Here is a 13,305-nt window from a genome sequence, read left to right on the forward strand (position 1 = left end):
AAGTGGGGTGACGGTGTGGGCCGCAAGGCGGCTCCGGTGGCGTTCGACACGGGCGCCTGGCGTCAGCAGGACACCGGCACGGCCCCGCTGTCGGTGAAGAAGTAACACACGCGCGCGAAGTGAAGGGCGTTCCCCGCGGGGGACGCCCTTCACGCATGTCAAGGAACGGCAAACGCCGCCCCGCCCACCCGCCATACTGGTTCGTCTGACCACATGGAGTGACGGGTGGTGACCGCAAGTGATGGAGACGGGCCCTGACGAGGCGCTGAACCTTGCCGTCCTGCGCGTGCGCGGCCCGCAGGGGGCCGTGGCGGGCGCGGGCTTCCTCATCGCGCCCGACCGCGCCCTCACCTGCGCGCACGTCGTCTCCGGCGCCCTGGACCACGCCGACGGCCCGCCCCCGCCGGACGCCTGGGTCACCGTCGAGCTGCCCTTCACCGGCGACCACACGCCCGTGCGCGCCCACGTCGAGCACTGGGTCCACACCGCCGCCGACGGCTCGGGCGACATCGCCGTCCTGCGCCTGGACGCCGCGCCCCCGGGCGGGCGCCCGCTGCGCATGGCCGAGCCGCGCAGCCTGTGGGGCCACCGGGTCGTCGTCGCCGGGTTCCCGCACGGCCTGCGCGGCGGCGGCTGGCACACCGGCCGGCTGCTCGGCGGCACCCAGCAGGGCTGGCTCCAGTGCGCCCCCGACGACCCCCGCGGCGTGCCGATCGAGAGCGGCTTCAGCGGCAGCCCCGTCTGGGACGTCGAGCTCGGCGACGTCGTCGGCATGGTGGTCGCGGCCCAGCCCGGCGGGCCCCGCCAGGCGTTCGTGATCCCCACCCGGTCGCTCACCCGCGCCGTCCCCGGCCTGGCCGCGACCGTACGGCCGGCCTCGCCGTTCCGCGGGCTGTCGGCCTTCCGCGAGGGCGACGCCGCGGTCTTCTTCGGCCGCGACGTCGAGACCGCCCGGATCGCCCGCCTCCTCCAGGCCCACCCCGAGGTCACGCTCACCGGGCCGTCCGGCTGCGGCAAGTCCTCGCTGGCCCTGGCCGGGGTCGTGCCCGCCATGCGCCGCCAGGGCTGCCAGGTCGTCGTCCTGCGCCCCCTCGCCGTGCGCTCCTGGCCCGACGCGCTCGCCGCCGAACTGGCCGCCCTGTCGCACCCCGGCCTGGCCGGGGCCGACGCGCTGGCCAGGGCCGACGCGCTGCGCGAGCCGCTGCGGAACGGGCGCCTGCCCGACGTCGTCGCCCAGGTCCTGCGCGACACCGGCGCGACCGGCCTGCTGCTCGTCGTCGACCAGGCCGAGGAACTGCTGGTCGGCGACCCCGAGCAGGCGGAGGAGGTGGCCGGGGTGCTGGCCGCGGCCCGCGCCTGCCCGGCCGTCCGGGTGCTGTTCACGCTGCGCGCGGACTTCCTGCCCGCCGCCCTGTCCCATCCCGCGCTCGGCGGCGCGCTCGGCCGCGAGACCTACGGGCTCACCCCCATGACCCGCGACCAGCTCCGGCAGGCCGTCGAGGCGCCGCTCGACGCCGTCCCCGCCGTGACGTACGACCCCGGCCTGGTCGACCGCATCCTGGCCGACGCCGGCGGCGCGCCCGGCGCCCTGCCGCTGATCGGCTTCCTGCTGGACCGCCTCTGGCACGAGCAGCAGGGCGGCCGCATCACCCACACCTCCTACGAGGCGTGCCGCGGCGTGCGCGGGGCCCTGGGCGCGCAGGCCGAGCAGGTCTGGGCGGCGTGCGTGCCCGAGCAGGACCGCGCCGCCGGGCAGGAACTGCTGTCCCGGCTCGTCCGGGTCGCCGCCGGCGCGCACGCGCCGCTGCGCCGCCGGGTCACCCGCGAGGAGGCGGGGGAGCAGCGCTGGGCGACGGCCGGCCGGCTGGCCGCCGGGCGGCTGCTGGTCATGGACACCGGCGAGGACGGCCGCCAGACCGTGGAACTGGCCCACGAGGCGCTGATCACCGAATGGCCCCGGCTGGCCGGGATCGTGGCCGCCGACCTGAAGTTCCTCGAATGGCGTGACCTGCTCCACCAGGACATGGGCCGCTGGCGGCAGGCCGGGCGCGCCCCCGACCGGCTCCCCGGCCCGCCCGAGCTGGCCGCCGCCGCCCGCTGGCTCGCCGAGCGGCCCGGCGACCTGACCGAGGACGAGCACGAGTACCTGCGCCAGGGCCGCCGCCGTCAGCGACGCCGCACGCTGCGCCGCCGGGGCGCGATCACCGGCGCGGGGGTGGCGCTGCTGACCGTCCTCTCGCTGGTCGCCTGGACGCTCTACCAGGGCCGGATCGGCGAGCAGCGGGCCGCGGAGTCCCGCTCCCGCGCGCTGGCGGGCGCCTCGGCCGACCTGGCCGAACGCGACCCCGAGTTGTCGTCGCTGCTCGCCGTCGGCGCCTACCGCGCGGCCCCCACCCAGGAGGCCAGGGCCCAGCTCCTGCAGCGCTACGTCGAACACCGCTACACCACGGGCGTGGCCACGGGCGCGCTCGGCTCGATCACCGCCGCCGACGCCAGCGACGACGCCCGCGTCCTGCTGGCCACCACCACCTCCGCCGCCGGCCGCGCCACGCTGTTCACCCGCGGCCCCGACGGGCGTTACCGGCCCGTCCACCTGCCCGACCGGGGCGGCACCAGCCGGCCCGCCGTCTCCGCCGATGGCGGCCTGATCGCCTACGCCCTCGACGACGGCGGCATGGTCTGGCACCGCGTCGACCCGCGCGACGGCGAGCTGCTCGACCAGGGCCACGTCCTGGCCCGCCAGGACCGGCCGGCCCCGGCCGGCGAGCTCACCGCCGACGAGCCCGTCGCCGACGTCAGGGCGGACGGCGACGACGGCTGGATCGTCACCGCGGGCCCGAAGAAGCTCGTGCTCCAGTCGCTGGGCGCCACCGGCACCGCCCGCACCTGGGTGTACGACCTGCCCGCCGACCTGGTCCGGTTCGGCCCCGACGCCACCACCCTGGTCGTCCGGGAGAAGGGCGTGGCCAAGGTGTACACCAGCAAGGGCAGCCCGGTGTGGCGGCAGCTGACCATCCGCGAGCTCGGCCCCGCCGACGGCCTGGCCGTCTCCGGCGACGGCGCCACCGCCGTGACCTGCCGCACCGGCGACGACGGCCGCACCGCCACGTACACGGGCTTCGCGGTGCGCGACGGCAAGCGGCTGGGCGGCTTCCAGGCCGGACGCCCGTGCGGCGCGTTCGTCGTCGACCGCGGGGGAAAGCGGGTGGCCGAGCAGGGCGCCTCCGGCTGGGAGCTGGTCGACCTGGCCGCCGGCCGCACCCTGTCGCGCGCCTGGATCGACGCCCAGACCAGCGCCGCCCCGGTCGCGCTGGTGGGCGCGCCCGGCGCGCAGGAACTGCTCACCAGGTCGCCCGACACCCTGGTGCTGACCGCGCTGCGCGACGGCGAGCAGCTCATCGGCAACCCGGCGCTGCTCCAGGGCGGCACCCGGATGGTCGCCCAGGCCGACGGCGGCGCCCGGCTGCGCCTCATGGAGACCGGCGAGCCGCAGCGCACCCTGGCCGACGTCTCCCGCGCCAAGAGCCCGAAGGGCCTCGACGCCGACGGCGACCCCGTCGTGGACGCGTCAGGACGCCTGCTCGCCGACGCCGTCGCCCCCGCCAAGGTCGCCGTCCGCGCGCTGCCCTCGCTGTCCCCCCTCACCGAGGTCACCACCGCCCGGCCGCCCGAGGGCACACACCTGACCTACTTCTTCAAGGACGGCGACCTGTTCACCTTCGCCGGCCGCCGCCTGGAGCGCTGGGAGCCGGCCACCGGCCGCCGCAAGAGCGCCTTCGACGTCGCCGGCCCCGGCACGGTCGTCACGGAGGTGCAGGTCAGCCCGTGGAGCGCCGATCACCTGATGGTCGCCGTGCAGGGCGCCGACCATCTGCGCACGATCGACCTGCGCACCGGCGAGGAGGTCAAGGACCGGCGGCTGACCGTGGGCTCCGACGTCGTCAGCGGGTTCGTCTTCGACCGCACGGGCACCCACCTGCTGCTGTTCCGCAGCGGCATGCTGCCCGAGGTGTGGCTCACCCACCCGCTCAGGAAGGTGCTCGGCCCGCTGCGCTCGTCGGGCGAGAACATCCGCGGCGGCGAGCGCATGACCTCGATCATGCCGGAGAACGCGGGCCGGCTGTTCCTGTTCCGCGAGCGTGAGATCAGCGTCTTCGGGCTCGGCGATGCCGGGGTGTCCTACGCGGAGGGCTACACCTTCCGCCAGGCCCAGGACTTCCTCGACATCTCACCCGACGGCTCGCTGCTGCTGCGCCTCAAGGGCGGCGACGGCGCCACGGGCTACTCCACCGACCTGCTCCGGCTCGACCCCGGCGTCTGGCGGGCGCGGCTGTGCGAGGTGTTCGGCCGCCGCTTCACGCCCGGCGACCGGCAGCAGGTGCCGATCGCCCTGCCGGACGCGGTCTGCTGACCGTCACGGCTTGCGCCCGACCCCGCCCAGGAAGGTGTGGTACGTGATGCCCAGGGCCGGCCGGTAGCCCGGCTCCGGCCGCCACTCGGCCAGCGGCACCAGGCCGGGCTCCAGCAGCTCCAGGCCGTCGAAGAAGCCGAGGATCTCCTCGCGGGTGCGCCACCGCCCGGTGCCCATGGTGTCGTTGAACAGCCGCTCGGCCTCGAACGCCTGCCGCGACACCTCCGGGCGCTCCTCCATCGGGTTGTGGAAGTGGGAGACGGCGACGTGGCTGCCGGGCGCGAGCCGTCCGACCAGGCGCGCGGCGATGCCGGCCGGGTCCTCCTCGTCCGACAGGTGGTGCAGGATCCCGAACAGCAGCAGGCCCACAGGCTCGTCGAGGTCGAGCAGCTGCCTGGTCTCGGGGTGGTCGAGGACGTCGTCGGGCCGCCGGATGTCGGCCTCGATGACGGTGGTGCCGTCGTCGACGGCGAGCAGGGCGCGGCCGTGGACCAGCACGATCGGGTCGTGGTCGACGTAGACCACCCGGCAGCCCGGGGCGGCCGCCTGGGCGATCTCGTGCACGTTGCCCTGCGTGGGCAGCCCCGACCCGATGTCCAGGAACTGGCGGATGCCCGCCTCGACGACCAGGTCGCGGACGACGCGCGCCAGGAAGTCCCGGTTCGACCGGGCTGCCTGCGGGGCGTCCGGGGCGATCCGGAGCGCCATCTGGGCCACCTCGCGGTCGATCTCGAAGTTGTCCTTGCCGCCGAGCATGTAGTCGTAGACCCGGGCGACGCTGGGCTTGGTGGTGTCCACGTCGGGGGCGGGCGCGCCCTGCTCGTCGTCGGCCACGGTCGGCTCCTTCGGTTGCGTCGGGCGAGTCCGGCTGGCGTGATCATACGTCCCGGGGCGCGGAAAAATCAGGCCAGGGCCTAGCCGTACGGGCTACGGGATTCCGGCGGCCCGCGTTGACATGATGAGCCCATGACGATCGAACCACTGGCCCCGGACACCCTCCTCACCACCACCCGCAGCGTGCGCAGGCGCCTCGACCTGTCCCGCCCGGTCCCGGCGGAGCTGGTCCGCCAGAGCCTGGAGGTCGCGCTCCAGGCGCCCAGCGGCGGCAACCGGCAGGGATGGCACTGGATCGTGGTCACCGACCCCGAACGGCGCAAGGTGATCGGCGACTACTACCGGCGGTCGTGGAACAGCTACTACACCTCGGACGGCTCGGCCCGCTCGATGTTCCGCGACGACCCGGCGCGCGCGGCGGTCCAGGAGCGCGTCAGCGGCAGCGCCGCCTACCTGGCCGAGCACATGGGCGACGTCCCGGTGCTGGTGATCGGCGCGATCGAGCTGCCCGGCGGGCGCCTGCCCGAGGGCAACCAGGCGGGGCTGTGGGGCTCGCTGCTGCCCGCCGCGTGGAGCTACATGCTCGCCGCCCGCGCCCGCGGCCTCGGCAGCGCGTGGACCACCCTGCACCTGGAGTACGAGAGCGAGATCGCCGAGCTGCTCGGCATCCCGGCCGAGGTGCGCCAGGGCGTGCTGCTGCCCACCGCGTACTACACGGGGGAGACCTTCCGGCCCGCCGCGCGGCAGCCGCTCGACGAGGTGCTGCATCTCGACCGCTGGTGAACCGGCGCCCCTTCGGGGGCGCCGGGAAAACCGCTTGTCGGGCGGCGGGCGCGGCCCTACCTTGTGACCGTCGTACGTCGACCGAGAGGACTTCACTTGCTGGGCGCCCGCGTGCACGCATACCTTCGAGCGGCGGCCGGAACCGGGGCACACCGGTCCGGGCCGTTCCTGATCCGCTTCGACGAGCACGACGACGCGCCGCCGTTCAACTACGCCGTCCCCGACGACGACCTCGCGCCCACCGGCGAGCAGGTGGCCGCGCTGGCCGCCGCCTTCCGCCAGCGGGCCAGGACACCCCGGCTGGAGTACGTGCCGCAGGTCGCGCCCAAGGTGGAGGAGGCCCTGCTGGCCGCCGGGTTCACCGTCGAGGGGCGCTTCCCGCTGCTGGTGTGCCCGGCCGGGTCGGCGGCCGAGCCGCCCGCCGACGCCGCCGTACGGCTCACGCTGGTGACCGACGACGCCGGCCTGTGGCAGGTCGCGCGGGTGATGAACGCGGCCTTCGACGCGCCCGAGGCGGGCGAGCACGACGTCGCGCGGCTGCGCGGCGTGCTCGGCCGGGGCGGCCTGGTGGCCGCGGCCGTCGACGCCGCCACCGGCGAGGTCGTCGGCGCCGGCCAGCTAGGCGGCCCCCAGGAGGGCGTGGCCGAGGTCGCCGGCATCGCCGTGCGCGACACGCACCGGCGGCGCGGCATCGGCGGAGCCGTCACCGCCCTGCTGACCAGGGCGGGCGTCGACGCCGGCATCACCATGCCGTTCCTCACCCCGGCCGACGACGCCGCGGGCCGCGTCTACGCGCGCGTCGGCTACCACAAGGCGGGCGAGGTCCTGCACATCTCGGCCCCCTGACCGTCCCGGCGGCGGGCTCAGCCGCAGTCGCAGCAGCCGCCGCAGTCGGGGCAGTCGCAGCTGCTGCAGTTGTCCAGGTAGCAGCGCTCACAGCAGGGCCGTCCCGCCTTCTTGCTCCACCGCGGCCGCCAGACCCCGCAGGTCAGGAACGTCACCACCCCCGCCGCCGACCTGCGGATCCAGCCGGGACGCCGGTAGGAGGCCGCGCCGAACGCGCGCTCGACCGCCCGGCGCACCTCGGCGCCGAGCAGCCGCTCCACCAGGTGCCGCTCGTCCAGCTCCAGGTCGGCCACGGCGAGGGCGAGCCCGTGGGCGGCGTCGTCGCACAGCCGCCGCGCCCGCTCGCGGCCGGTGCCGGTGGCGGTCAGCGGGTTGAACGCGCCCCGCTCGTCGTCGGCCGCCTGGTCCTCGACGGCGTCCAGGAGGTGCGCGATGCGGCCGAAGAACCGGCCGGCCTCGGCCAGCGCCGCCGCGTTCCCCGGCCGTCCGGCCAGCACCGCGGTGTGGGCGAAGGCCGCCGCCACCGCCTCCTCGGCGGGCGCCGTGAGGTCGAGCACGTCCATCGGCGCGGTGAGGGCCCGGCGCTCGCGTTCGAGCTGCCGGTCGACCGTCGCCGACAACACGGCGGTGTCGAAGCCGACGCCGGAGGCCAGCCTGGCGCCGCCCGCCTCCCAGCGCGCCGCGAGCAGCCGGCGGGCCGGGGCCGTGGCCGGGACGGCGTCCCCGTCGGCCACCTGGTCGCGCAGCCTGCCCGCGGCCAGGACGAGCGACACCCCCGCCGCCAGCCGGGCGCCGTGACCGCGGGCGTCCACCACGTCGGCGGAGCGGAACCCGCGCAACGCGCACGGCCCGGCCGTCCGGTGCGGCACGGCGGCCGGGAGCTGGGCCTCGGTCAGCACCGAGAGGATCAGCGTGTCGTAGTTGGTGGTCAGCCGGGCGGCGTGCCCCTGCCCGTCCCGCAGGGTCAGGCAGAGCCCGCACAGGTGCGCCCGCCACGCCGCGCGCACCGCCGCGCACCCGTGCTCGCCGCACGGACGGATGATCCCGAACACACGAACCTCACAAGATCCGGAAAACGCTGGAGGAATCGTACGGGCGATCGCCCGTACGCGGCACCGCGGAGTTCAGACGCGGGGTTCAGGCGCGGGTTCAGGCGCGGGTTCACGCGCGGGGCGGCGGGCCCGCCTGGCCGCCACCGTCAGCACGGCCGCCCCGGCCAGCGTGAGCAGCGCGGTGAACAGCCACTCGTCCGAGCCCTCCGGCCCGTAGACGCGGGTCAGGCGGCCCGTGTCCACGGCCGCGGTGGCCTGTCCCGCCGCCAGGGTGCCGCGGTCGCTGCCGTACAGCTCGACGTCGCGCCGCCGGATCCGTCCGTCGCCGGAGGTGAAGTCCCCGGCCCAGACGCAGGACTCGTGCCCGGGATGCCGCACGCACCGCAGCTCCCGGGCGGTGAACGCGCCGCTCACCCCGTCGGCGCGGGCGGCCCGCAGGACCGGGCCGAACTCGGGCACGGACACGAACAGCAGCGACAGCCCCACGACGGCCAGCACCACCGTGAACCCGCCCGGACGTCGTCTGATGACCGCCATGAGCTAGTGCGCCACCGCGCAGGTGCAGGCGGCCCCGCCGTGCTCGGCGGCCCGGCGGTGGAGCAGCATCGCCACCACCATCGGCGCGAAGACGACCGCGTTGTAGAACAGGTGCAGCTCCATCCGGGGCAGGAAGATCTGCAGGACGCTGGTCGGGACCGGCCGTCCGAGCAGGTAGAGCCCGGTGATCTTCTGCACGAGCAGCAGCAGGTGCTCCATGTGGTGCCAGACCTGGATGCCCAGGGAGATGTTCCACCACGTGCGCGAACGGCCGGCGAACCCCTTGCGCAGCAGGACCAGGCCCACGAGCATGAGCAGCGCGTACCCGTAGTGCATCCACTCCGAGGTCACCAGCCACGGGAACGGCAGGCCCAGCACCCCGCGGGCCTCGCTCAGCGGCCACCCCCAGACGTAGACCTGCACGGCCTGGACCAGGTGCTCGGCCCAGTGGGCCACCACGATGAGCATGAAGACCGTGAGTGCCGCCTTGTGGTGCCGTCCGTTGAGCGTGGACGGGCTGATCGTCGTCGCCATTCCTCACCTCGTGTCTGTTGCGGTGACGCTGGCGCGATGATCTCGGACGGCACTGGGAACGGGCTTGCATCCCCTTTGCAGTTGGCTGGGAGCGGTGGAGGCGCCGGCGGCCGGGCCCGCGGGCCCGGCCTCCGCAGGACGCGGTCAGGGCAGCGGGGTGGCCTCCTTGACGCGGTTGAGGTGCACGATCGCGTCGAAGGCCGCTCCCAGCGCCAGCGGCCGGTTGAACTGCTCGGGCACGTACGTGGCCGGGATGGTGAAGGTCGGACGGGCGGTGTCCAGCCACGCCCGGGTGGACGGAGTACGGCCGGCGCGGCGCAGGTCCACGTAGTAGTCGCGGTAGCGCACCCGGTCCAGGACGGCCTCGCTGCTGGCCGGGACGGGAGCGCCGGTGTCGAAGACCGCGACCTTGCCGGTCTTGGGGTCGATGGCGCGGAAGCGGCCGCTGTGGATGGTGGTGCCGATGGCCACGTAGGAGGTGCCGGCCAGCGAGCGCAGCACGGCCCCCTGGGTGACCGGGTAGAGGTCGGGCCAGGCCGAGACGTAGCCGACGTGCCCGTTGTGCGCGGCCGCCACGGTCTTGCTGCCGGTGTGGCGCTGCCACCACACGGTGTTCTCGGCCATGGACCGGTCACGGTGACGGTGCAGGGCCGACCCCTCCGATGCGTACATGGTGGTCATCTGGACGATGACGCGGGCCTCCTGCAGGACCGTCGGGCTCGCCTTGCCGCCCTTTTCCAGCAGGCGGTAGGCGGCCTGCGCGTCACCGGCCAGGGCGGTGCGCCGCTCGGCCGGCAGTTCGGCCAGGGTGTTCATCCGCTGCTCCACACCGCCGGGCAGGGCGAGCAGGCCCGCGTAGCGGCGACGCAGTTCGGCCTCGAGCGACGGCTGATGCTTCTTGGCCCAGTCGATGATGCGCCGGTACTGGTCGGGGTGGACGTCGCCGATGTCGAACCCCATCACGCGCAGCTTGCGTGCGGCGGTTCGGTTGTAGTCGCGCATCCACTCGTACAGGTCCATCCACTCCTGGGTCCTCCACGCGCCGTAGGACTGCTGGAACTCCTCGGCCATGATCGTGCGCAGGTCGCCCTTGCCGGTGCGCACGTACGCGTCCAGGCGGACGCCGGCCGACCAGGTCGCCTCCAGCGCCAGCGTGGTGAAGCCCTGGGTCTGCACCAGGTGCCGGAACATCCGGTGCCGCAGCGTGAACAGCTCCTTCGAGCCGTGCGTGGCCTCGCCGATCCCGACGATGGTGGCGCCCTTGGTCATCGCCGACAACGCCCGCAGGTCGCCGGACTCACCGCCCGGGACGGTGCTGCGCAGTTCCTGGGCGTTGCGCTCCAGGTCCGCGACCACCCGCTCCTGGCCGGCGTCGGCGGCCATCGTGGAGACGCCGGCGGCGGCGGGGGCGGAGGTGGCGAACGCCGGAGCGCTCAGGCTCGTCAGACAGGCCGCCAGCGCCAGGGTGACCGGCACGGTACGACGCAGAGTGTTGCTCGACAAGACAGGTCCTTACGTTGGGTGTCGAATGAAGCAGTCACCAACGTAGGGAGCGGCTCAGGCGGTTTCGATCCCGCCCGCTGGCCGGTCGATGGTGGTGCTGGCTACCGCACGCCGCCCGCGGTCCCGTTCACCAGGCCGTCGTCCGGAGGCCGGGGGGCGGAGGCCGCCTCAGGCGCCGAGGTAGCGCAGCACGGCGGCGACCCTGCGGTCCATACGGTCGCTGGGCGCCAGGTCGAGCTTGGCGAAGATGTTGCGGATGTGCTTGTGCACCGCCCCCTCGGTGATCACCATCCTGTCGGCGATGGCCAGGTTGCCCAGCCCTTCGGCCATCAGCGCGAGCACCTCGCGTTCGCGCGGCGTGAACTCGGCCAGGGGGTCGCGGCGGCGGGTGAACAGCTGGGCCACCACGTCCGGGTCGATGGCGGTGCCGCCGTCGGCGACCCGGTTCAGCGCCTCCAGGAACTGCTCGACCTTGCCGACCCGCTCCTTGAGCAGATAGCCGACCCCGTGCGTGCCGGCGGCCAGCAGGTCGGTCGCGAACGCCTGCTCGACGTGCGCCGACAGCACCAGGACGCCCAGGCCCGGCTGCAGGCGCTTGGCCGCCACGGCCGCCCGGATGCCCTCGTCCGTGTGGGTGGGCGGCATGCGCACATCCACCACCGCCACATCGGGCCGGTGCTCTTCGACCGCGGCCAGAAACCCCTCGGGGTCGCTCGCGGCCGCGGCCACCTCGATGCCCTCCCCGCTCAGCAACAGCACCAGGCCCTCGCGCAGCAGCGCGTCATCCTCAGCGATCACGACTCGCACGGCAGTTCCACCTCGATCACAGTCGGCCCCCCGTCGGGGCTGGTCAGCGTCATCGTTCCGTCATGGGCCTCGACGCGGCGGCGCACGCCGGCCAGCCCGGTGCCCGCGTCATCGCGGGCGCCGCCCTTGCCGTCGTCACGCACCTGGACGCGCAGCACCGGGCCCGCACGTTCGACGACGACCTCCGCGTGCCGGGCGCCGCTGTGCTTGCCCACGTTGGTCAGCGCCTCGGCCACGGTGAAGTAGGCGGCGCTCTCCACCGACAACGGCACCACGGCGAGCTCACCCACCCGCACCCGGCAGGGCACCGAGCATCCGGCGGCCAGCGCGTCCAGCGCGCCGGCCAGCCCCTTGTCCTCCAGGATCGGCGGCAGGATCGCGCGCACGACGCCGCGCAGCTCCGCCAGCGCCTGCTCGGCCGCGTTCCTGGCGCGTTCCAGAGCGTGCGCCGCCAGGGCGGGATCGCGTTGCAGAGCACGTTCGGCCGCGGCCACCGTGACCACGACCGCGTTCAGCCGGTTCTGCGCGCCGTCGTGCAGGGCCCGCTCGATGCGGCGCAGTTCGACGGCGTGCGCGCGCAGCGCCCCCGCGCGGGTCACGGTCAGCTGCGCGATGCGTTGCGACAGGTCGATCGAGGCGTGCGGGACCAGCAGTTTCCTGGCGGGCAGCGCCTGCAGGCGCGCCAGCGCGGGGAAGAGGCGGACCAGGGCGACCACGACGGCCAGGCCGATCACCGAGGTGGCGATCGCGCCCGGCCAGGTGGTGACCGGGACGGCGAAGTTGGTGAGCTGATCCTCGCGCGCCAGCGTCTGCCAGTAGAACGGGTAGGTGACTTCCCGCAGCGCCGCCACCGGCATGACCAGCCCGAGCAGGCCGCAGACCGGGCCCACCACGGCGTAGAGGGCCAGCCAGCCGAGGTCGCGCCAGGTCGCCGGGTCGGCACGGGCCGCCCGCATCCTGGCCGCCCAGCCTCGGGGCAACTGCTCGGCGGACAGCCGGTACGGGCTGACGATCTCGACACCCGCGCCGGCCAGGCGCCTGCGTTCCCACTCGGCCGCGGCCCTGGTCATCGCGACCATCGCCGGCACCAGCGCCAGCCCGACCCCGACCAGGCTCAACGCGGCCACCACCAGCCAGCACAGCGCGACGATGACGGCCATGAAGGCGGTGCCCAGCCCGCCGGCCAGCCGTTCCAGACTTTCCAGGATTCCCCGCAACACTGGCGCCATAGTAGGTGAAAGGGGACACAACTTGCTCCAGCCCGCTGTACCACGGCCCGGCAGCGTGCGGGATTTCCGCAGATCGGGCCCGTTTCTAGGGTTCTGGCCATGACCGATCCCTATCGCATCTCCAGCCCTGACTCCGACGCCGCCACCCCGCGGGCCACCTCCCGGCACGCGGCGGGCAGGCCCCCGCTGAGCAAAGGCGCGCTCGCGCTGCGCGCCCTGCTCTGGCTCGTCCTGATGGCCAGCTCGGTCGTCAACCTGATCGCCAACAGCATCGGCCGTGGCTGGTCGCTCGGCCTGGTCTCGGGCGCCGTCGCCATCGTGTGCGTCGCCGTCCTCATCGTGCACCACGTGAGCAGGCGCAGGACCTGAGCCGCGTCGACCCTCGCCGGCGTACCGAGGAGGCCGTCTGCGCCTGGTAGGCGCGGCGGCCCGGCCGCGCGGAAGAACGCCCAGGTCATGAGGGGAATGCCGGGAGCTTGCCAGTGGTTTACATACGCATACCCCGTGGGCTTTGACAGTGATTGAGGCTGTTTGCCCGTGGTTTACGGTTCACAGGTAGATCATTGCCCGTTTTAGGGTGTTTGGTTTGCGTTTGTCCGTTTCTTGGGGTAACGTTGTATCTATCCAGCCGGTGGAACCACAGCACGTCTTCGTGGAACCACCCGGCACAGTAAATTGCGCTCCACGTAGCGACCGATGGCGTTTGTGCCCGGCTACGGCCTTCATGTCTTGTCTGAGTCAAGCGAGCGCATGCCCCCCTGATGATCGA

General features: G+C 74.2%; 11 protein-coding genes. 4 read left to right on the forward strand and 7 right to left on the reverse strand.

The window, feature by feature from the left end:
* Positions 1-241: 241 nt before the first annotated feature.
* Positions 242-4,411 carry a serine protease gene (locus AB0J76_RS49235; RefSeq protein ID WP_352326981.1) on the forward strand — a complete coding sequence of 1,390 codons (4,170 nt, stop codon included), beginning with the start codon at positions 242-244 and terminating at the stop codon, positions 4,409-4,411.
* Positions 4,412-4,414: 3 nt separating this feature from the next.
* On the opposite strand, the gene AB0J76_RS49240 is transcribed toward AB0J76_RS49235, so the two are convergent.
* The gene (locus tag AB0J76_RS49240; RefSeq protein ID WP_352326980.1) at positions 4,415-5,245 is read right to left on the reverse strand and encodes an SAM-dependent methyltransferase; all 831 of its coding nucleotides are present in this window, start codon (positions 5,243-5,245) and stop codon (positions 4,415-4,417) included.
* 132 nt (positions 5,246-5,377) lie between these two features.
* On the opposite strand from AB0J76_RS49240, the gene AB0J76_RS49245 reads away from it, so the two are divergent.
* Together AB0J76_RS49245 and AB0J76_RS49250 are read left to right on the forward strand one after the other, a co-directional pair.
* Entirely contained in the window at positions 5,378-6,028 is a 651-nt protein-coding gene (locus AB0J76_RS49245; RefSeq protein WP_352326979.1) for a nitroreductase family protein, read from the forward strand.
* 111 nt (positions 6,029-6,139) lie between these two features.
* A complete protein-coding gene (locus AB0J76_RS49250) occupies positions 6,140-6,874 on the forward strand; it encodes a GNAT family N-acetyltransferase (protein ID WP_352326990.1) in 735 nt (244 codons plus the stop codon).
* A 17-nt stretch (positions 6,875-6,891) separates the two neighbouring features.
* Here the strand turns inward: AB0J76_RS49250 and AB0J76_RS49255 are convergent, their stop codons facing one another.
* From AB0J76_RS49255 to AB0J76_RS49280, 6 genes are all read right to left on the reverse strand, one after another.
* Positions 6,892-7,926, reverse strand: coding sequence for a DUF5685 family protein (locus tag AB0J76_RS49255; protein ID WP_352326989.1), 1,035 nt, complete (start codon positions 7,924-7,926; stop codon positions 6,892-6,894).
* Positions 7,927-7,998: 72 nt separating this feature from the next.
* Positions 7,999-8,463 (reverse strand): hypothetical protein, encoded by a 465-nt coding sequence (locus tag AB0J76_RS49260; RefSeq protein ID WP_352326988.1) that lies wholly within the window; start codon positions 8,461-8,463, stop codon positions 7,999-8,001.
* 3 nt (positions 8,464-8,466) lie between these two features.
* Positions 8,467-8,997 carry a hypothetical protein gene (locus tag AB0J76_RS49265; protein ID WP_352326987.1) on the reverse strand — a complete coding sequence of 177 codons (531 nt, stop codon included), beginning with the start codon at positions 8,995-8,997 and terminating at the stop codon, positions 8,467-8,469.
* Positions 8,998-9,141: 144 nt separating this feature from the next.
* Complete coding sequence (locus tag AB0J76_RS49270) at positions 9,142-10,500, reverse strand: erythromycin esterase family protein (RefSeq protein WP_352326986.1); 1,359 nt, start codon at positions 10,498-10,500, stop codon at positions 9,142-9,144.
* Between the two features lie 168 nt (positions 10,501-10,668).
* The gene (locus AB0J76_RS49275) at positions 10,669-11,307 is read right to left on the reverse strand and encodes a response regulator transcription factor (RefSeq protein WP_352326985.1); all 639 of its coding nucleotides are present in this window, start codon (positions 11,305-11,307) and stop codon (positions 10,669-10,671) included.
* A complete protein-coding gene (locus tag AB0J76_RS49280) occupies positions 11,295-12,527 on the reverse strand; it encodes a sensor domain-containing protein (protein WP_352326984.1) in 1,233 nt (410 codons plus the stop codon). The genes AB0J76_RS49275 and AB0J76_RS49280 overlap by 13 nt, the downstream gene beginning before the upstream one ends.
* A 108-nt stretch (positions 12,528-12,635) precedes the next feature.
* Between AB0J76_RS49280 and AB0J76_RS49285 the strand changes: the two genes are divergently transcribed.
* Entirely contained in the window at positions 12,636-12,905 is a 270-nt protein-coding gene (locus AB0J76_RS49285; protein ID WP_352326983.1) for a hypothetical protein, read from the forward strand.
* Positions 12,906-13,305: the final 400 nt, after the last annotated feature.

The organism is Nonomuraea sp. NPDC049624 (assembly GCF_040675255.1).
Taxonomy (GTDB): Bacteria; Actinomycetota; Actinomycetes; order Streptosporangiales; family Streptosporangiaceae; genus Nonomuraea.

Excerpts from the sequence above, each read along its gene's own strand:
- AB0J76_RS49235 (WP_352326981.1), top strand. The coding sequence starts at position 242 with ATGGAGACGGGCCCTGACGAGGCGCTGAACCTTGCCGTCCTGCGCGTG.
- AB0J76_RS49245 (WP_352326979.1), top strand. The coding sequence starts at position 5,378 with ATGACGATCGAACCACTGGCCCCGGACACCCTCCTCACCACCACCCGC.
- AB0J76_RS49260 (WP_352326988.1), bottom strand. The coding sequence starts at position 8,463 with ATGGCGGTCATCAGACGACGTCCGGGCGGGTTCACGGTGGTGCTGGCC.
- AB0J76_RS49265 (WP_352326987.1), bottom strand. The coding sequence starts at position 8,997 with ATGGCGACGACGATCAGCCCGTCCACGCTCAACGGACGGCACCACAAG.
- AB0J76_RS49285 (WP_352326983.1), top strand. The coding sequence starts at position 12,636 with ATGACCGATCCCTATCGCATCTCCAGCCCTGACTCCGACGCCGCCACC.